Below are 18590 nucleotides of genomic sequence, written 5' to 3'. Positions count from 1 at the left end.
CATCGCCACTCACGAGGGTGGGTGTGGTGGCAGCCGGATCGGACTTCCTGCAGCTCGACGCCACCGGCGTGCCGCGCGGTGGCCTCGCGGGCTGGCTGACCGACGCCCTGCGGGCCGCCGTGGCCGACGGGTCGCTCGGCGTCGGCGCGACGCTGCCGGCGTCCCGTACGCTCGCCGCCGACCTCGGGCTCTCGCGCGGCGTCGTCGTCGAGGCCTACCGGCGCCTCGCCGACGAGGGCCTGTTCGTGACAGGCGGTGCCCGCGGGACCGTCGTCGCCACCGCGCCCCGGCCCGCACCCGCCGACGCCGGCACCGAGCGCCGCGCGCAGGCCCCGCTCGACCTCTCGCCCGGCCTGCCGGACCTCTCCGCCTTCCCCCGCGCGGCGTGGCTGCGGGCCGAGCGCGAGGTCCTCGACGGCACCACCGCGGCGGACCTCGGCTACCCCGACCCGCGTGGCCACCCGTTGCTGCGAAGGGAGATCTCCGCGTGGCTGCGACGCACCCGCGGGGTCGTCGCGGCGCCCGACGAGATCGTCGTCGTCGCCGGGGTGGCGCAGGCGCTGGCCGTGCTGTCGCGGGTCCTCGTGCGCGCCGATACGCCGGCCGTCGGGGTGGAGGACCCCGGTTCGAAGGGCGCCCGCGAGCAGATGGCGCACTGGGGGATGGCGCCGGTCGCGGTGCCCGTCGACGACTCGGGTCTCGACGTCGAGGCGTTGCGCCGCGCTGGGGTGCCGACGGTGCTGCTCACCCCGGCCCACCAGTTCCCGACCGGTGTCGTGCTCGCCCCGGCGCGTCGTCGGGCCCTGCTCGACTGGGCCGCGGACGGCGGACTCGTGGTCGAGGACGACTACGACGCCGAGTTCCGCTACGACCGCCCGCCCGTCCCGGCGCTGCAGTGCCTGGCGCCCGAGCTCGTCGCGCACGCGGGCAGCGTGTCCAAGACCCTCGCGCCCGGCCTGCGGCTGGGCTGGCTGGTGGTGCCCGCACGGCTTCGCGACGAGGTCGTCCACGAGCGGTGGATGGCTGATCTGGGCGCACCCGCCCTGCCGCAGCTCGTGTTCGCGCACCTGCTGGCCTCGGGGGCGCTGGAACGGCACCTGCGCCGGGTGCGGGTACGGGTGCGGGCCCGGCGCGACGCGATGCTCGACGCCTTGCGCGAGCACCTGCCCGAGGTGACGGTGCACGGCATCGCCGCGGGGCTGCACCTGATGGTGACCTTCGCGAACCAGGTCGACGACCGGGCGCTCGCCGACGCGGCCGCCGCCGACGGGGTCCTGGTGCAGCCGCTCTCGGACCACCGGATCGCCCCCGGCCCGCCCGGCCTGGTCATCGGCTACGCGGCGCAGTCCCCCGACCGCATCCGGCGCGCCGTGGCGTTGCTCGCTCGTTCGGCCCGGGCCCTGGCGCCGGGCGTTAACGTTCGCTAACCTGTTAACGATCGCTAACCTGCCTGGAGGGTCGATGACGAGCCTGACCGACGCCCCCGTGCTCGGCACGTCGGCGGATGCCGGCAGCGACACGTTCGCGCGCAACGCCTCCGCGCACCGCGACCTGGTCGCCGACCTCAACGCCACGCTCGCCACCGCGCGCCTCGGCGGCCCCGCCCGCAGCCGGGAACGTCACGTCGCCCGCGGCAAGCTCCTCCCGCGCGACCGCGTCGACGCCCTGCTCGACCCGTCGTCGCCCTTCCTGGAGCTGTCCCCGCTGGCCGCCCACGGCCTCTACGACGGCGACGCCCCCGGCGCCGGGATGATCACCGGTGTCGGCCGGGTGTCCGGGCGTGAGTGCGTGGTCGTCGCGAACGACGCCACCGTCAAGGGCGGCACGTACTACCCGATGACGGTCAAGAAGCACCTGCGCGCGCAGGAGGTGGCCCTGCACAACCGGCTGCCCTGTGTGTACCTCGTCGACTCCGGCGGTGCCTTCCTCCCGCAGCAGGACGAGGTCTTCCCCGACCGCGAGCACTTCGGCCGCATCTTCTACAACCAGGCCACGATGTCGGGCCTCGGGATCCCGCAGATCGCCGCGGTCATGGGCTCCTGCACCGCCGGTGGCGCCTACGTCCCCGCGATGAGCGACGAGGCCGTCATCGTCCGCGACCAGGGCACGATCTTCCTCGGCGGTCCGCCGCTGGTGAAGGCCGCGACCGGCGAGGTCGTCACCGCCGAGGAGCTCGGCGGCGGTGCCCTGCACTCGCGGGTGTCGGGCGTCACCGACCATCTTGCCGACGACGACGCGCACGCCCTGGCCATCGTCCGCTCGATCGTCGCCACACTGGGCCCGCGCGCCCCGCGGCCCTGGTCCGTCCTGCCCACGGAGGAGCCGGTGGTCGACCCCGCCGAGCTGTACGGCGTCGTCCCGGCCGACTCCCGCACCCCCTACGACGTACGCGAGGTCATCGCCCGCATCGTCGACGGGTCGCGGTTCCACGAGTTCAAGGCCGAGTACGGCACAACGCTCGTCACCGGCTTCGCCCACATCCACGGCCACCCGGTCGGGATCATCGCCAACAACGGCATCCTCTTCTCCGAGTCGGCGGTCAAGGGCGCGCACTTCGTCGAGCTGTGCGACCAGCGCGGCATCCCGTTGGTGTTCCTGCAGAACATCTCCGGCTTCATGGTCGGCGCTGCGTACGAGGCGGGCGGCATCGCCAAGAACGGCGCGAAGATGGTCACCGCCGTGGCGTCGACGCGGGTGCCGAAGCTGACCGTCGTCATCGGCGGGTCCTTCGGCGCCGGGAACTACGCGATGTGCGGGCGGGCCTACTCGCCGCGGTTCCTGTTCATGTGGCCCAACGCCCGCATCTCGGTGATGGGCGGCGAGCAGGCCGCGACGGTCCTCGGGACGGTCGGCAACGCCGATCCCGATGCCATCCGCGCCCGGTACGAGGCGCAGGGCCACCCCTACTACTCCTCGGCCCGGCTGTGGGACGACGGCGTCATCGACCCCGCCGACACCCGCCGGGTGCTGGGCCTGTCCCTCTCCGTCGCCGCCAACGCGCCCCTCGGGGATCCTGCGTTCGGCGTCTTCCGGATGTGAGCGCCGTGCAGACGAGCGTTCCCGCAGAATGTGCGCACCCTCAGGAGGCCTCGTGTTCAGCACGGTGATGGTCGCCAACCGCGGCGAGATCGCGCTTCGGGTCATCCGCACCCTGCGCCGGTTGGGCATCCGGTCGGTCGCGGTCTACTCCGACGCCGACGCAGGGTCCCCGCACGTCGCGGCCGCCGACCTCGCGGTGCGGCTGGGCCCGGCGGCCGCCGCCGAGAGCTACCTGTCGGTCGAGCGCGTCATCGAGGCAGCCCGGACGGCCGGCGCGGAGGCGATCCACCCCGGCTACGGCTTCCTGAGCGAGAACACCGCGTTCGCCGCAGCCTGCGAGGACGCGGGGATCGTGTTCGTCGGCCCGCCCGCGTCGGCGATCGAGGCGATGGGCGACAAGATCCGCGCCAAGCAGACCGTCGCGAAGGCGGGCGTGCCCGTCGTCCCCGGTTCCGACGGCTCCGGCCTCTCCGACGACGACCTCGCTCTCGCCGTGGAGCAGATCGGCTACCCCGTGCTGCTCAAGCCCTCGGCGGGCGGCGGCGGGAAGGGCATGGTCGAGGTCCACCGGGCCGAGGACCTGGCCGAGGCCATCGTCGGCGCCCGGCGCGTCGCCAAGGGCGCGTTCGGCGACGACACCCTGCTCGTCGAGCGCCTGGTCACCACACCTCGCCACATCGAGATCCAGGTCATGGCCGACGCTCACGGGACCGTGGTGCACCTGGGCGAGCGGGAGTGCTCGCTGCAGCGCCGGCACCAGAAGATCGTCGAGGAGGCACCGTCGGCGCTGCTCACCTCCGAGCAGCGGGAGCGGATGGGCGCGGCGGCGGTCGAGGCCGCCCGCTCGGTCGGCTACACCGGCGCCGGGACGGTCGAGTTCATCGTGGGCGGCGACCGGCCCGACGAGTTCTTCTTCATGGAGATGAACACCCGGCTGCAGGTCGAGCACCCGGTCACGGAGCTGGTCACCGGGCTGGACCTCGTCGAGCTGCAGCTGCGCGTCGCAGCGGGCGAGCACCTGCCGCTCACGCAGGACGACGTCGTGCTGACCGGCCACGCGATCGAGGTCCGCGTCTACGCCGAAGATCCCGCCGCCGGGTTCCTCCCGACGGGCGGCCGCGTGCTCGCCTTCCGGGAGCCGACGGGCGACGGCGTCAGGGTCGACGCCGGCATCGAGGCGGGCGGGGTCGTCGGATCCGACTACGACCCCATGCTCGCCAAGGTGATCGCTCACGGCGCCGACCGCGACGAGGCGATCCGCCGTCTCGACACCGCGCTGGCGAACACGACGTTGCTCGGGCTGGGCACCAACATCGGCTTCCTGCGCGCCCTGCTCGCCGACGACGACGTCCGCGCCGCGCGTCTCGACACCGGGCTCGTCGGCCGCCGCCTCGACGACTGGACCCGCGCGGACCTGCCCGCCGACGTGCTCGGCGTCGCGACCGGGGTGGGGCTGCTCGACCTCGAGCCCACGGGCCCCGTGGTCGACCCGTTCGACATCCCGGGCGGCTGGCGCCTCGGCGGCGCGGCCCCGACGACGCGCACCCTGCTGGTCTCCGGCCACGACCCGGTCGAGGTCCGCGCCCACGGCCGCGCGGCCGACGCGTCGTTGACGATCGGTGACGCACCGGAGACGCGGACGAGTACGGCGGTCGTGAGTGGCGATGGTCGCCACAGCGACCATCGCCACTCACAGGGTGGTCTTGCCCGGCACTACGTCGTCGCGCGCGCGCACGACGGGACGCTCTGGATCGGGCGTGACGGGTACGCGTGGGCCGTGCGCGAGCAGGGCCGGCTGGGGGCTGCCCGCGCCGACGCCACCGCCGCGGGCGGGCCCGTCGTCAGCCCGATGCCCGGCACCGTCACGGTCGTCGACGTGGCCGAGGGCGACACCGTCACCGCTGGTCAGCGGCTGGTGGTCGTCGAGGCGATGAAGATGGAGCACGTGCTCACCGCGCCGATCGACGGGGTGGTCCGCGAGCTGCGGGCCCGGGCAGGCGCCACCGTCGCCAAGGACGCGGTCTTGTTGCAGGTCAGCACCCAGGAGGACCAGTGAATCTCGATCTGGACGACGAGCAGGAAGCCCTGCGGCACACGGTCGAGGACTTCGCGCGCAAGGAGGTCGCCCCGGTCATCGGCGGCTTCTACGAGCGTGAGGAGTTCCCGTACGACCTGGTCGCGAAGATGGGACGGATGGGCCTGTTCGGGCTTCCCGTCTCGGAGGAACACGGCGGCATGGGCGGCGACTACACCGCGCTGTGCATCGCGCTGGAGGAGCTGGGCCGCGTCGACTCGTCGGTCGCGATCACGCTGGAGGCCGGGGTCTCGCTGGGCCTCATGCCGATCTACCGGTTCGGCACCGACGAGCAGAAGGCCCGCTGGCTGCCGGAGCTCGTGACCGGGGAGAAGCTCGGCGCTTTCGGCCTGACCGAGCCCGGCGGCGGTTCCGACGCCGGCGCCACCCGCACCACCGCCCGCCTCGACGGCGACGAGTGGGTCATCAACGGCTCGAAGTCGTTCATCACCAACTCCGGCACCGACATCACCTCGGTCGTCACCGTCACCGCGATCACCGGGGAACGCGAGGGCGGCAGGAAGGAGATCTCCGCGATCCTCGTGCCCTCGGGTACCCCCGGCTTCACGGTGGCGCCCAAGTACTCCAAGGTCGGGTGGAACGCCTCCGACACCCACGAGCTGTCGTTCGACGACTGCCGCGTCCCAGCGACGAACCTGCTCGGCGAACGCGGCCGCGGCTACGCCCAGTTCCTCTCGATCCTCGACGAGGGCCGCATCGCGATCGCCGCGCTCGGCACCGGTCTCGCGCAGGGCTGCGTCGACGAGTCGGTGCGCTACGCCCACGAACGCGAGGCGTTCGGCAACCCGATCGGCAGCTACCAGGCGATCCAGTTCAAGATCGCCGAGATGGAGACGCGGGCGCACACGTCGCGGCTCGCCTGGTACGCGGCGGCGGCGAAGATGCAGGCGGGCAAGCCGTTCAAGAAGGAGGCGGCGATCGCGAAGCTGGTGTCGTCCAACGCCGCGATGGACAACTCCCGCGACGGGACCCAGATCTTCGGCGGCTACGGGTTCATGAACGAGTTCCCCGTCGGCCGCTTCTATCGCGACGCCAAGATCCTCGAGATCGGTGAAGGCACCTCGGAGGTGCAGAAGATGCTGATCGCCCGCCAGCTCGGGCTGTAGGGCGGTCGCGGTACGGTCGCGTCGACGACCGGGAGGAGCCACCGTGGCCAGCTGGGACGATCTCGTCTCCTACGTGCGCGTGCGTTACGAGATCATGCGCCAGCAGGACGACGAGCTGTGGTTCAACCTGCCGACGACGGGCGACCGAACCCAGCTCGTCGTGGTGCGACAGGTGATCGGCGACGACGGGCACACCTGGGCCCAGATCTCCTCGCCGATCTGCCGGATCGCCGAGGTCGACCTGGCCGAGCTGCTGTCGCTGGCGAGCGTCTCGGTCGTCGGCGGCGTGGCGTCGACCGACGGCGTAGCGGTCTTCCGGCACTCCGTCCCCCTGGGCGACGCCAACCTGGAAAGCTTCGACCGCCCCTTCCGCCACGTCGCGAACGTGGCCGACGACCTCGAGCTGAAGATCACCGGCCGCGACGAGCACTGATCGCGCCGCCGGCCGGGATTCGACTCGCACGCAGGGCCCCGAGGGCGAGGCCCATCCCGGCCCGGACGGCGGTGGACGCCGAGCGCCCGTACCGGCCAACCGTGGCCCGGGCGTGAAAGAGGACAACCGGATCGTGCCCGGTGGTCGGCGCGTGGGCGCCGGCCATGGCCGGATCGTCACGGGCATGCCCACGAACGGGCGCGGGTGCGCTCACGCGGTGGCGTGACGGCACGTCGGGCCGTCGTGATGAACCTGCCGTCGCGGCACGACCTCGGACGCCGCGCCGATCACCCCGCGTGAGCGGTCAGGCGATCGGTTCCAGCGCCTGGTCGACGACGACGCGCAGGCGGGCGAGGAGCTCGTCGGCCTCGGCCCAGGTCAGTACGCCCGATCGGATGCCCAGTCGGATCTCTTCGGCGACCGTCCGCGAGAAGTGCGTCGCCCATTCAGATCGGCTCCACCCTGCGTCCATCCGCAGATGGTGCCCTGCGCCACACCACGTTCACGATCCGGGGGAGTCAATCACTCAAAGTGACACGTGACTACCCTCGGCGAGCGTTTGATGTCGCCATCCGGCCCAGCAATCCGGGCACCCCGGTGACGGTCCGCAGTTCCGTGACGGTCGGGTGCCCTGCGGCGAGCAGGGCGATGTCGCTGTCCGGGGCGGGCTCCTCGGCCGTGTCGCGCAACGACGACAGCAGCGTCCCGTGCGGGTCGCCCTCCCGGTGTTCGACGACGACCTGCGCGTTCCCGAACTCTGCCAGGTGTGCCTCCCGCAACTCTCGCAGGGCGCCGGCCTCGACGTCGGGGGCGTTGAGCGACAGGACGGTTCCGGGGTCGCGCGCGAGCAGCAGGTCGAGCAGCTCGGGCACGAGGGTCGTCGCAGCGTCCCAGTGCGGGGCCTCGGGCGGCTCCCAGCCGGAGTCGAGCGACACCGCGAGGCCGTACCAGCCCTGCAGGCTGGCGGTCAGCGCGGCGCCGACGGTCCCGGAGTGCAGCACCGACCGGCCGACGTTGGCGCCCAGGTTGATCCCGGAGACGACGATGTCGGGTGCGGGGCGCAGCCAGCCACGGCCCGCGGCGTAGACGATGTAGGCGGGGTGCCCCTCGACGGCGAAGGCGGGTACGCCGTCGAGCCCCGGCAGGGTCCGAGGGTGGACGCGTACGCCGTCGTCGTCGCGCACCGAGATCACGGAGGCGCCGACCCCACTCGCGTCGACGTGCGGGGCGGCGACGACGACGTCGAGACCCGCGTCGCGGACCGCGGCGGCGAGCGCCCACAGTCCGGGGGAGTCGATGCCGTCGTCGTTGGTGATCAGTGCCCGGAGACGCCGCGATGAAGCCACGTCCCCCACGGTAGGCGAGCGCTCACGCCACGTCGGCCGGACGAGAGCAGCCCCACCTCGGTGGATCCGGGCCGTCGTCCGCCGGCCATCGTCAGTTCAGGTTGGCCAGCTGGGAGCGTGCGGTGTCGCGCAACGCGTCGCGCTGCTGGGCGTCGAGGGGGGCGTCGGGGTCCTCGGCGGCCTTGCGCAGGATCCGGGCGGCCTCGGGCCAGCGGGCCTGTTCGCCGAGTGCGCCGGCGAGCTCGGTGAGCAGCGGGACAGCGGTCTCGGCGGGGCCGGGCACGGTGAGCTGCATCCGCAGCACCCATTCGAGGTCGACGGGCCGGCGGCGGCGGGCGTAGACGCCGCGCAGGTTCTGGAGCATCCGGATCAGGATCTGGCGGTTGTTCACCCGCGGCAGCAGGTCGGTGGTGAACTCCACGGACCGGTCGGCACCCGTGGCCGCGCGGAAGAGCTGTTCGCAGTCGGTGTCGTCGAGCAGCCTGCCGCCGGCGAAGACGTCGACGTGTGCGCCGGATGCCGTGTCCCGGACCAGGAAGTGCCCGGGCATGCCGACACCCTGCAGCTCCACCCCCACCCTGCGGCCCACCTCGATCGCGACGACGGCCAGGGTGATCGGGATGCCGGTGCGCCGCTTCAGGACGTGCGGCAGCAGGGAGTTGCGCGGGTCGTAGTAGTCCTCGGTGTTGCCGCGGAAACCTTCGACCTCGAACAGCAGCTCCAGCAGGCCGGACAGCCCCGAGTCGGCGGGGACGGCGGCGGCGAGGCGGTCGAGCTCGGCGATCCAGCGGTCGGGATCGAGGCCGGGGTGGGCGCCCGCGGCGATGGCGAGCGCGCCGACGTCGAGATCGGGCTCGCCGCGGCCCACGAGGGCGCCGAAGCGCGCGACGGGGTCCATCGGGTCAGTGTGCCGCCGCGACCGGGACCATCGGCGGTTCAGAGCGTCATGGTCACCCGAATGACGGTGCCGGACCCGTCGCTCCACACCTGCAGCACGTCGGAGAGCTCCGAGGCGAGCCACAGCCCGCGGCCCCGCGCGCCCGTCGGCGACGGCGCGACCAGGCCGGGGAACGGGACCTGCATCCGGCCGGCGTCCCGCACCTCGGCGACGACCTGACCGTCGAGGCTCCACAACCGCAGCGTGCCGGATCCGGGGCCGTGCTCGACGCTGTTGCTGGCGATCTCGTTGACGGCGAGCACGAAGTCGGCGACCCGCTCGGTCGACAGCCCGGCGCCGGTGGACAGGGTCGCGACGGCGCGGCGTAGTACGGCGAGGCCGTCGAGCGCGAACTCCTGGATGTGGGTGGGCGGGCCGAGCTCCGGCGGGGGTGGGGGCGGGAACTCGGCGACGACGTCGAGCGGCATGCGGTAGCCGTCGCTGCGCACCGAGTGTCCGGACGAGAGCAGCGTCCGGTGGGTGGCGCTGCGCAGCAGCCGTTCCTCGACGGTGTCGGGGAAGGGGCACAGCACCTCCACCGGCAGCCCGGGGAGCGCGATGTCGAGCGCGGCGTCGAGCCGGGCCCAGTAGCCGGGACCGTCGCCGACAGGGGCGTCGACGTGCTGGGCGACGACCGTCGCGTACCCGCCGGGAGCGGTCCGCCGCGCGAGCCGGGCCCAGCGGACCGCGACGGTGAAGGCGGGCACCCGGTAGACGTCGGCCGGGTCGAGGAACTCGACGTCGTCGGCGGCGGCGCCGAGCTCGGCGTGCACCGCGTCGCGTTCGGGCCGGTCGAGGACGACGACGACTGGCCCGGCGGCGTCGATCGCGCTGCGCAGCCGGGGCGCGAGCTGGACGGCGAGCGCGGCGGGCGAGCTGAAGGGGACGCCTTCGTGGAGGGGTTCGGTCATCGCGGACCCGGAGACGGTGCGCAGGACGCCCGGGCGCACCCGTGCGGTCGTCGCATGGCACCCACCGTCTCCTCGACGGGACCGGATGCCCGCCCCCGCGGCTCCCGGCCCCTACGCCCCTGTCGCAGGCCGCACATTAGTGCCCCCGGCCGTGCCATCGCGAACCGTGGTGGCGACTGCGGCCTGTGGCGCTCACCGCGTTCCGCGCGATGTCCGGTCGGACGACCGGTGTGGCAATGTGATCCGCGCCGGCCGGGTGGCCGGCGGCAGCGGAGCGAGGGAGTGGGATGCGCGTCTTCAACGGTGTTGACGAGCTGCGTGCGGCCGTCGGGGAGACCATCGGCGAGAGCGGATGGTTCACCGTCGACCAGAGCAGGATCGACGGCTTCGCCGACGCGACCGATGATCACCAGTGGATCCATGTCGACGTCGACAAGGCGGCGAAGGGGCCCTTCGGCACGACGATCGCCCACGGGTTCCTGACGCTGTCGCTGCTGCCGAGCCTGCTCAAGGACGTGTACTCCGTCGAGGGCACGAAGATGGGCGTCAACTACGGCCTGAACCGCGTCCGCTTCACGTCGCCGGTTCCCGTGGGCAGCAAGGTGCGTGGCGTCGTCGAGCTGGCCGAGGTGGGCGACGTCGAGGGCGGCGTGCAGATCACCACCAAGGTGACGGTCGAGATCGAGGGTTCGGCGCGGCCCGCACTGGTCGCCGAGTGGCTGACCCGCCAGTACCTCTGAGCGTCCGGCCGGCCCGGCGAGCAGGACCAGAGAACCCCGAGGGGGATCCATGCGCGACGCCGTGATCTGCGAGCCCCTGCGGACCCCGGTGGGAGGGTTCGGTGGGGCGCTGCGCGACGTGCCCGCCCATCAGCTGGCCGCGACGGTCCTGGCGGCGCTGCTGGACCGCACCGGGCTGCCCGGCTCCGCGGTCGACGACGTCGTCCTCGGCCACTGCTACCCGACGATGGACGCGCCCGCGATCGGGCGGGTCGCCGCCCTCGACGCCGGGCTGCCGATCACCGCGGGCGGCATCCAGATCGACCGCCGCTGCGGTTCGGGCCTGCAGGCGGTGATCTACGCGGCCATGCAGGTGTCGTCCGGGGCCGCGGAGGTCGTACTGGCGGGCGGGGCGGAGTCGATGTCGGGCGCGCCGTTCTACTCGACGGGCATGCGCTGGGGTGCCAAGGCGGGTCCGGGCGTGATGCTGCACGACGCGCTCTCCCGTGGCCGGGTCACCGCGGGCGGGGTCAACTTCCCGGTGCCCGGCGGGATGCTGGAGACGGCGGAGAACCTGCGCCGCGAGTACGCCATCCCGCGCGAGGAGCAGGACGAGCTCTCGGTCCGCTCCCACCAGCGGGCCGCCGCGGCGCAGCGCGAGGGCCGGTTCGCCGACGAGATCGTCCCGGTGACGATCAAGGGCCGCAAGGGTGACACGGTCGTCGACACCGACGAGCACATCCGCGCCGACTCGAACGTCGAGACCCTGGCGACGCTGCGGCCGATCCTGGGCCGCGACGACCCGGACGCGACGGTCACCGCCGGGAACGCCTCGGGGCAGAACGACGGCGCCGCGGTCTGCATCGTCACCAGCCCCGAGCGGGCCGAGGAGCTGGGGCTGCGCCCGCTGGTGCGGCTGGTGTCCTGGGGACTCGGCGGGGTCGCTCCGGCGACGATGGGGATCGGCCCGGTCCCGGCCGTCGCGAAGGCGCTCGCGCAGGCCGAGCTGGCGCTCGGTGACATCGACCTCATCGAGCTGAACGAGGCGTTCGCCGCGCAGGTCCTGGCCTGCACCCGTGAGTGGAAGCTGACGCCGGCCGACTTCGACCGCGTCAACGTCAACGGGTCGGGCATCTCGCTGGGACATCCCGTCGGCGCCACGGGCGGGCGAATCCTCGCCACCCTCACCCGCGAGATGGTGCGCCGCGACGCCCGCTACGGGCTGGAGACGATGTGCATCGGCGGCGGGCAGGGCCTGGCCGCGGTGTTCGAGCGCGTCTGAGCCACGAGGTGTCGGAGTTCGAGGTGTCGCCGGGCGAGGAGCCCGGGTCCGGGGACGACGAGCTCGATCTCGGCGGTGCCGGGCGCATCGGCAACGAGCTGGTGCGCCTCGTGCGGCTCATCGAGCGGGCCTACGCCCAGCACCACATCGAGCATCCCGACGGCGTCGACCGCGCGACGTACGTCCTGCTCGTGCACCTCGTCGACGGCGGCCCGTACCGGTCGAGCGCACTGGCCGAGGTGGTGCACTCGGACCCGTCGACGGTGAGCAGGCAGATCGCCCAGCTCGTCAAGCTCGGGCTCGTGCAGCGCGTGTCGGACCCCGCCGACGGGCGGGCCGTGCTGCTCGTCGCGACGGCCGAGGGGGAGCGGGTCCTCGTCGAGAACCGGCGGCTTCGCGACGAGGGCATCGCGCGGTTGCTCGCGCACTGGCCGGGTGAGGAACGCGACCGGTTCGCCGGCCTGCTGGCACGGTTCACCACCGACTTCGAGCGGTTCCGGGCCGCGAGGACACCCCCGGGTGCCGCCGGGCGACGCTGACGCGGCCGGCACCCCGGTGGGTGCGAAGTCCTCCTAGCCGATCGAACGGGCGCCGTGCGCCTCGCCGGCCTCCCGGGCGCGCTTCCAGGACGCGTGGATCTCGGCCTCGGCGTCGGTGCGGCCCACCCAGGTGGCACCCTCGACGCTCTTGCCGGGCTCCAGCGTCTTGTAGATCTCGAAGAAGTGCTGGATCTCCGCGCGGTCGAACTCGGGCAGGTGGTGGATGTCGCGCAGGTGCTCCTGGCGGGGGTCGTCGGCGGGGACGCAGAGGACCTTGTCGTCGCCGCCCTTCTCGTCCTTCATCCGGAACATGCCGATCGTGCGGGCGCGGATCAGGCAGCCCGGGAACGTCGGCTCCTGCACGAGGACCAGCGCGTCGAGAGGGTCGCCGTCCTCACCGAGGCTGTCCTCGATGAATCCGTAGTCGGCCGGGTACTGCGTCGCGGTGAACAGGGTCCGGTCGAGTCGGATGCGGCCCGTCTCGTGGTCCACCTCGTACTTGTTCCGGCCGCCCTTGGGGATCTCGATGGTGACGTCGAAGTCCACGGTTCGTTGCTCCTGATGGGTCGGTGGCGGCTGTCGGGAGCCGACGCCGGTCGGGCGACCGGCCCCGGCGCCTACCTCTAGTGTGGGGGACCGCCCGCCGGCGTGGACCCTCCGGGGGTACGGGTCACGTCCCGGCACGATCGTGCAGGTAGGAGGAACGGGTGGGTTTCGGACGTAAGATCGGCGATACGTTCCGAGTCCCGGGTCGTGGCCTCCGTCGCACCGTGGTGGTGCTCACCGTGCTGGTGACGGCAGCGGCGACGGGTTCCGTCGTCGCGCTGTCGGCCCCGTCGCTGCTGGGGAGTGCGGGCGCGCAGGAGGCCGTCGCCATGCCGGTGCCGGTCCCGGCTCTGGGCGGGCTGGCGGCCACCGCGCCGCTGCCGTCGAGCTCGGGCCTGGCAGGGGCACTCGATCCCGTGACGCGCGGCGTGGCGCTGGGCACCTTCGGCGGGGTCGTGGTCGACCCGGCCACCGGTACGCCGCTGTGGCAGCAGACGCCTGACGCCGCACTCGTCCCGGGCTCGACGGCGAAGCTGTTGACGTCGGCGGCCGCGCTGCTCAGCCTCGCCGGCACCGAGCACCTGTACACGCGCGTCGTCGCCGGACCCACGCCCGGCTCGGTCGTGCTCGTCGGCGGGGGCGACCCGACGTTGACGGCCCTGCCCGCCGGCAAGGACTCGGTGTACCCGCAGCCGGCCCGGCTGACCGACCTCGCCGCCGCGGTGAAGCGGTCCCTCGGCACGCAGAAGGTGACCTCGGTCGTCGTCGACACGAGCCGCTACACGGGCCCGGGGCTGGCGCAGGGCTGGGACCCGGCGGACGTCGCCGGCGGGTTCGTGACGCCCATCGAGCCGCTGATGCTCGACGGCGGCCGCGTCGACCCGGGCGCGCAGGACGGTACCCGGGTGAACGACCCCGCCCAGCAGGCGGGCGAGGCGCTGGCGAAGGAGCTGGGCGTCGACGCGTCGAATGTCGCCACCGGCACGGCACCACCCAACGCGAAGGTGCTCGGCACGGTGTCGTCGGCGTCGATCTCCGACCTCGTCGAGCACCTGCTGGAGACGTCGGACAACGTGCTCGCCGAGATCCTCGCGCGCGAGGTCGCGATCGCCCGCGGCGGCGAGCCGTCGTTCACCGGGGCGGCCGCGCAGGTGCTGGCGGCGCTGAGCCAGGCCGGTATCGACCCCAAGGGCGCGGTGCTCGTCGACGGCAGCGGGCTGTCGACTGCCGACCGCGTCCCGCCGCGGCTGCTCGGTGCGATCCTCGCGGTCGCGAGCACGCCGCCGCAGTCGGCACACGACACGGAGTTCCTGCGCCCGATCCTGGGCGGCCTGCCCGTCGCCGGGGGCGACGGCACCCTGGAGGACCGGTTCGGCGCGGGGACGTCGTCGTCGGGACGCGGGGTGGTGCGGGCCAAGACGGGTACGCTGACGGGGGTGAGCAGCCTCGCGGGCGTGGTCACGACGGCCGACGGCCGGCTGCTGGTGTTCGCGTTCATGTCCAACGGCCCCAACCCCGCCGACGTCCGCCCGCGGCTGGACACGATCGCGGCGGCGCTGAGCCGCTGCGGCTGCCGCTGACCCTGCTGGACCCGGCCTCGGGCGCGCCGGGTGCGTAGCCTCGGACGTGTGCCACCAGCCCTGACGCAAACGTCCGCGCCCGCCGACTCCGGTCTGCCGGTGAACTGGGATCTCGCCAAGCGCACCGCGGCCCGGCTGATGTCGTCGGGCCCGCAGGCGTCCCGCGCGGAGGCCCGGGAGCTGGTCGTGCGGCTGCGCGCCGACGCGGCTGTCGCGGAGGGTCACGTCCGCACGGTGACCGGCCTGGGCGAGGGGCTGCCGCTGTTGCCCGCCGACGTCGTCGACCGGCCCGCGTGGGCCGCCGCGGCCGTCGACGGCATGGCCGCCCTCACCGCCGGCGCCGCCCTGCCACGGACGCCCAAGGTCGCCAAGGCCGTCACCGGCACCACGGCGGCCCTGCAGGTCGGTTCGGTGCTCGCCTACCTCGGCGGGCGTGTCCTGGGCCAGTACGACCCGTTCGGCGGCTCCGACCACGCGGGCCGGCTGCTGCTCGTCGCCCCGAACGTGCACGCCGCCCACCGGGCGCTCGACGTGCCGTCCACCGACTTCGGGCTGTGGGTCTGCCTGCACGAGGCGACGCACCGGCTGCAGTTCACCGCCGTGCCGTGGCTGCGGGACCACTTCGCGGGCCAGGTGTCGCAGTTCCTGTCGCTGGCCGACACCGACGGTTCCGACGTCCTCGCCCGGCTGCCCGAGGTCGCGAAGCGGATGCGGGAGACGCGCGGCGACGCGCTCGCGATCATCGAGCTGCTGCAGGGGCCGGAGCAGCGCGCCGTCCTCGACCGGCTGCTCGCCCTCACGACACTCCTGGAGGGCCACGCCGACCACGTCATGGACGCGGTCGGCCCCGACGTCGTCCCCAGCGTCACGACGATCCGACAGCGGTTCACGGTCCGCCGCCGCGGAGGCGGGCTGCTCGACCGGCTGCTGCGGGCGCTGCTGGGCGTCGAGGCGAAGATGAAGCAGTACGCGGTGGGGTCGGCGTTCACCTCCTACGTGGTGCTGGCCATCGGAATGGACGGGTTCAACCGCGTGTGGGAGTCGCCGGAGACGCTGCCCACCCGGGCGGAGCTGGCCGACCCGGCCGCGTGGCTGCGCCGCGTGGGCTGAGCACGACATGACCGCGACCCGGGCCGGGGCGGCCGTCGTGCGGCTGCGCCTCGCCGTCCGCCGCGCGCTCGCCGCCCTGCCCGCCGACGTCGCGGCCGCGCCGGTCGTCGTCGGCTGTTCCGGGGGTGCCGACTCGCTCGCGCTCACCCTCGCCGCCGCGGCGGAGCTGCCCGGCCGCGTGCACGCCGCGATCGTCGACCACGCCCTGCAGGACGGCTCCGCGGCCCGCTCCGCCGCCGTGGCGGCGGCGCTGGCCGGCCACGGCGTAACAGCGACCGTGCACGCCGTCGTCGTCGACGGACCCGGTGGCACGGAGGCCGCGGCCCGGCGCGCCCGCTACGCCGCCCTGCGCGCCGCGCGGCCCGACCCGCACAGCCCGGTGCTGCTCGCCCACACCCTCGACGACCAGGCCGAGACGGTCCTGCTCGGCCTCGGCCGGGGGTCGGGGCCGCGCTCGATCGCCGGCATGCGGACCTGGGATGCGCCCTGGGTGCGCCCGCTGCTCGACGTCCGCCGCGGGGTCACCCGGGCGGCCTGCGCGGAGCTGGGGGTGCGGGTGTGGAACGACCCGCACAACGACGACCCGCGCTTCACCCGCGTCCGCCTGCGCCACGAGGTGCTGCCGCTGCTGGAGGACGTCCTCGCGGGCGGCGTCGCCGAGGCGCTGGCCCGCACCGCCGCTCAGCTGCGCGACGACGGCGAGGCCCTCGACGCGCTCGCGGACCGGGCCCGCGAGGCCGCCGCCGACGGGCCGGACCTGCACGCCGCACCGCTCGCCGAGGTGGCGCCCGCGGTGCGCCGCCGCGTGCTGCGCGCCTGGCTGCACGACGCGGGTGTGAACGATCTCACCGACCTGCACCTGCGGTCCGCCGACGATCTCGTCGGCAGCTGGCGTGGTCAGGGCGGGGTCGCCCTCCCGGGCGGCTTGGACCTCGTCCGCCGAGATGGCAGGCTCGTCGTGCGCCGGGCCGAGCCGCCGCCCGGACCGCAGGTGGGCCCGGGCTGACGCCGGGCCGGGGGACACGACCCCACCGACCGAAGGCCGCTTGCCGGCCCCGAGGAGGCCACACCCCGTGTACGACGGCGACATCGCGTCCGTCCTGGTCACCGAAGAACAGATCCGCGACAAGATCGCCGAGCTCGCCGAGGAGGTCGGCCGCGACTACGGCGACGTCGTCGCGGGCCGGGAGACCGATCTGATTCTCGTCGGCGTCCTCAAGGGCGCCGTCATGTTCATGACCGACTTCGCACGCGCACTGCCGCGTCCGGTGCAGCTGGAGTTCATGGCGGTCAGCTCGTACGGCTCCTCGACGTCGTCGTCGGGCGTGGTGCGCATCCTCAAGGACCTCGACCGTGACATCGCGGGCCGCGACGTCCTGATCGTCGAGGACATCATCGACTCGGGCCTGACCCTGTCATGGCTGCTGAAGAACCTCGAGTCACGCCGGCCGGCGTCGCTGGAGGTGTGCACGCTGCTGCGCAAGCCCGACGCGGTGAAGGTCGACGTCCCGGTGAAGTACGTCGGGTTCGACATCCCCAACGAGTTCGTCGTCGGGTACGGCCTGGACTACGGCGAGCGCTACCGCGACCTGCCGTTCATCGGGACGCTGGCCCCGGCCGTCTACGCCTGAGCCCCGCCCCGCGGGCTCAGCCGCCGAGCGGTGGGCCCGCGGGGACGGCCACGGCCGTGGCGGGCACACCGGGCGGGTTCGGGGTGAACGCCCGCGTGCCCGGCACCAGCGAGATCGTCCCCAGACCACCGTGGGCGCTCGCGTAGGCGAGGGCACGGGGGAGGTCGGCCACGCCGTTGCTCACGGGCAGCGGCGCGAGGTTGAGCGTCGACAGGATCGCGGCGGCGCCGCCGTTCGCATCGAGGTAGCCCGATCCCGAGTCGCCCGGGACGCCCGGGTTCACGGTGTAGACCTCGTGGCCCCAGCCGCCGTCGGTGTCGCCGTTGCTGACCCCGCCCTTGGGGCTCAACGCGTTCACGCCGCCGCGCAGCGGGGAGTTGCCGTAGGTGTAGGTCTGCGCACCCTTGGGCAGCCCGGTCCGCGACAACCCTGCGGGACCGCCGAAGAACGGCATCGTCGGGTTGACCGCCGCGACGTCGGCCGGCGAGATCTCGACGAGCGCGAAGTCGTTGGCGGCGCAGGCACCGCGGTCCTTCTCACCGGCGGCCTGCATGGCCACCCACGAGCTGTAGGCCAGCGTGCCCTTCCGGCCGCCCGCGATGTCGACCTCGGTGCCCAGCGGGAGCGTCGTCGACGTGCAGCCGTTGGTGTCGGTGGCCTCGCCGGTGGCGGTGCAGTGCGCGGCCTGGCCGAGGTAGGTGCGCCCGCCCGCGGTGAACACGAAGTTCGCGGTGCACTGGCCACCGCCGCCCGTCGACGACAGGAGCACGCCGGGGTGGATCGCGGCCGACGACTCCGGTGCCCACACCGGTGCGACGGGTGCGGCGGGGGCGAGCACCGCGGCCGGGGCCGCGTGGGCGGGCTGGGCCGTGGCGGGCAGCACCGCCCCGACGATCACCGCGGCGGCGGTGACGGCGGCAGCCGTCAGCACCCCGCGCAGCCGGAGCCCGGACCGTGCACCCATGCGTTCCCCCCGCTGCCGGGGCATGGCTCGCCCACCCCGGCTCCTCGCTCGTCGGTTCCCCAACGACCGCAGGCGGTCGCGGGATACCCGTTCGGGGCCGATCCTTGCGCCGACCGTCCCCGGGAACACGGGCGGGGTGGCGACCGTTGACGGTTCACGTGCCGGTCCGGGTGGAGGAGACCGACCCGGGGCCGTCCGACCGTGGCCGGATGGCACAGCTGAGCAGCGGTGACGCGGTCGGCGGGCCGGGCGGCTATCCTGGCTGATCCGGGGCCGGTGCGAGTCCGCGACGTCGATCCGTGACGCGTGCCGGGCGTGACCGGGGAATGTTCCGTCCAGGGAGGGTGAAGGC

At 73.8% G+C, this 18590-nt stretch carries 18 protein-coding genes; 12 read left to right on the top strand and 6 right to left on the bottom strand.

What is annotated here, in order from left to right; translation table 11 throughout:
* The first annotated feature begins 26 nt into the window (after positions 1-26).
* Genes TOK_RS08600 through TOK_RS08580 form a run of 5 tightly spaced genes read left to right on the top strand, consistent with a single transcriptional unit; the run spans position 27 to position 6673 of the window.
* Complete coding sequence (locus tag TOK_RS08600) at positions 27-1427, top strand: PLP-dependent aminotransferase family protein (protein ID WP_098957371.1); 1401 nt, start codon at positions 27-29, stop codon at positions 1425-1427.
* Between the two features lie 34 nt (positions 1428-1461).
* The gene (locus tag TOK_RS08595) at positions 1462-3039 is read left to right on the top strand and encodes a carboxyl transferase domain-containing protein (protein ID WP_098957269.1); all 1578 of its coding nucleotides are present in this window, start codon (positions 1462-1464) and stop codon (positions 3037-3039) included.
* A 52-nt stretch (positions 3040-3091) separates the two neighbouring features.
* On the top strand, positions 3092-5095 hold the full coding sequence (locus TOK_RS08590; RefSeq protein ID WP_098957268.1) for an acetyl/propionyl/methylcrotonyl-CoA carboxylase subunit alpha: 2004 nt from the start codon (positions 3092-3094) through the stop codon (positions 5093-5095).
* On the top strand, positions 5092-6240 hold the full coding sequence (locus TOK_RS08585; RefSeq protein ID WP_098957267.1) for an acyl-CoA dehydrogenase family protein: 1149 nt from the start codon (positions 5092-5094) through the stop codon (positions 6238-6240). Before TOK_RS08590 ends, TOK_RS08585 begins: the two co-directional genes overlap by 4 nt.
* Before the next feature lie 43 nt (positions 6241-6283).
* Positions 6284-6673, top strand: coding sequence for a hypothetical protein (locus tag TOK_RS08580; protein WP_098957266.1), 390 nt, complete (start codon positions 6284-6286; stop codon positions 6671-6673).
* A gap of 304 nt (positions 6674-6977) precedes the next feature.
* On the opposite strand, the gene TOK_RS32480 is transcribed toward TOK_RS08580, so the two are convergent.
* From TOK_RS32480 to TOK_RS08560, 4 genes are all read right to left on the bottom strand, one after another.
* Positions 6978-7145 carry a hypothetical protein gene (locus TOK_RS32480; RefSeq protein WP_172457485.1) on the bottom strand — a complete coding sequence of 56 codons (168 nt, stop codon included), beginning with the start codon at positions 7143-7145 and terminating at the stop codon, positions 6978-6980.
* A 70-nt stretch (positions 7146-7215) separates the two neighbouring features.
* Positions 7216-8019, bottom strand: coding sequence for a 5'/3'-nucleotidase SurE (surE, locus tag TOK_RS08570; RefSeq protein WP_098957264.1), 804 nt, complete (start codon positions 8017-8019; stop codon positions 7216-7218).
* A gap of 91 nt (positions 8020-8110) precedes the next feature.
* Positions 8111-8917: a SirB1 family protein gene (locus TOK_RS08565; RefSeq protein WP_098957263.1), complete on the bottom strand. Its 807-nt coding sequence runs from the start codon at positions 8915-8917 to the stop codon at positions 8111-8113.
* 38 nt (positions 8918-8955) lie between these two features.
* Positions 8956-9867, bottom strand: coding sequence for an ATP-binding protein (locus TOK_RS08560; protein WP_141566320.1), 912 nt, complete (start codon positions 9865-9867; stop codon positions 8956-8958).
* Positions 9868-10154: 287 nt separating this feature from the next.
* Between TOK_RS08560 and TOK_RS08555 the strand changes: the two genes are divergently transcribed.
* Genes TOK_RS08555 through TOK_RS08545 form a run of 3 tightly spaced genes read left to right on the top strand, consistent with a single transcriptional unit; the run spans position 10155 to position 12407 of the window.
* Positions 10155-10607: a MaoC family dehydratase gene (locus tag TOK_RS08555; protein WP_098957261.1), complete on the top strand. Its 453-nt coding sequence runs from the start codon at positions 10155-10157 to the stop codon at positions 10605-10607.
* A gap of 49 nt (positions 10608-10656) precedes the next feature.
* Positions 10657-11868, top strand: a complete 1212-nt coding sequence (locus TOK_RS08550) for an acetyl-CoA C-acetyltransferase (protein WP_098957260.1) — start codon at positions 10657-10659, stop codon at positions 11866-11868.
* A gap of 8 nt (positions 11869-11876) precedes the next feature.
* Positions 11877-12407, top strand: a complete 531-nt coding sequence (locus TOK_RS08545; RefSeq protein ID WP_253258261.1) for a MarR family winged helix-turn-helix transcriptional regulator — start codon at positions 11877-11879, stop codon at positions 12405-12407.
* 33 nt (positions 12408-12440) lie between these two features.
* Here the strand turns inward: TOK_RS08545 and TOK_RS08540 are convergent, their stop codons facing one another.
* Positions 12441-12953 carry an inorganic diphosphatase gene (locus TOK_RS08540; RefSeq protein WP_098957259.1) on the bottom strand — a complete coding sequence of 171 codons (513 nt, stop codon included), beginning with the start codon at positions 12951-12953 and terminating at the stop codon, positions 12441-12443.
* A 161-nt stretch (positions 12954-13114) separates the two neighbouring features.
* On the opposite strand from TOK_RS08540, the gene dacB reads away from it, so the two are divergent.
* The 4 genes from dacB (at position 13115) to hpt (ending at position 17274) form a co-directional block, all read left to right on the top strand.
* Positions 13115-14533: a D-alanyl-D-alanine carboxypeptidase/D-alanyl-D-alanine-endopeptidase gene (dacB, locus tag TOK_RS08535; RefSeq protein ID WP_141566319.1), complete on the top strand. Its 1419-nt coding sequence runs from the start codon at positions 13115-13117 to the stop codon at positions 14531-14533.
* A 99-nt stretch (positions 14534-14632) separates the two neighbouring features.
* Complete coding sequence (locus TOK_RS08530) at positions 14633-15643, top strand: zinc-dependent metalloprotease (RefSeq protein WP_256387966.1); 1011 nt, start codon at positions 14633-14635, stop codon at positions 15641-15643.
* A 7-nt stretch (positions 15644-15650) separates the two neighbouring features.
* Positions 15651-16649, top strand: a complete 999-nt coding sequence (gene tilS, locus TOK_RS08525; protein ID WP_098957256.1) for a tRNA lysidine(34) synthetase TilS — start codon at positions 15651-15653, stop codon at positions 16647-16649.
* A 67-nt stretch (positions 16650-16716) separates the two neighbouring features.
* Complete coding sequence (gene hpt, locus TOK_RS08520; RefSeq protein WP_098957255.1) at positions 16717-17274, top strand: hypoxanthine phosphoribosyltransferase; 558 nt, start codon at positions 16717-16719, stop codon at positions 17272-17274.
* Positions 17275-17290: 16 nt separating this feature from the next.
* Here the strand turns inward: hpt and TOK_RS08515 are convergent, their stop codons facing one another.
* Positions 17291-18238 (bottom strand): serine protease, encoded by a 948-nt coding sequence (locus TOK_RS08515; RefSeq protein WP_098957369.1) that lies wholly within the window; start codon positions 18236-18238, stop codon positions 17291-17293.
* Positions 18239-18590 lie beyond the last annotated feature (352 nt).

Origin of the sequence: Pseudonocardia sp. N23, assembly GCF_002583555.1 — a bacterium.
Lineage (GTDB): Bacteria > Actinomycetota > Actinomycetes > Mycobacteriales > Pseudonocardiaceae > Pseudonocardia.
Note: the sequence above shows the minus strand (reverse complement) of the source record. Positions and strands in the feature narration are given on the sequence as shown.

What these genes read in the sequence shown, in the direction of transcription:
- TOK_RS08595 (WP_098957269.1), top strand. Translation starts at nt 1,462, where the DNA reads ATGACGAGCCTGACCGACGCCCCCGTGCTCGGCACGTCGGCGGATGCC.
- TOK_RS32480 (WP_172457485.1), bottom strand. Translation starts at nt 7,145, where the DNA reads ATGGACGCAGGGTGGAGCCGATCTGAATGGGCGACGCACTTCTCGCGG.
- TOK_RS08565 (WP_098957263.1), bottom strand. Translation starts at nt 8,917, where the DNA reads ATGGACCCCGTCGCGCGCTTCGGCGCCCTCGTGGGCCGCGGCGAGCCC.
- TOK_RS08560 (WP_141566320.1), bottom strand. Translation starts at nt 9,867, where the DNA reads ATGACCGAACCCCTCCACGAAGGCGTCCCCTTCAGCTCGCCCGCCGCG.
- TOK_RS08555 (WP_098957261.1), top strand. Translation starts at nt 10,155, where the DNA reads ATGCGCGTCTTCAACGGTGTTGACGAGCTGCGTGCGGCCGTCGGGGAG.
- TOK_RS08550 (WP_098957260.1), top strand. Translation starts at nt 10,657, where the DNA reads ATGCGCGACGCCGTGATCTGCGAGCCCCTGCGGACCCCGGTGGGAGGG.
- tilS (WP_098957256.1), top strand. Translation starts at nt 15,651, where the DNA reads ATGACCGCGACCCGGGCCGGGGCGGCCGTCGTGCGGCTGCGCCTCGCC.
- TOK_RS08515 (WP_098957369.1), bottom strand. Translation starts at nt 18,238, where the DNA reads ATGGGTGCACGGTCCGGGCTCCGGCTGCGCGGGGTGCTGACGGCTGCC.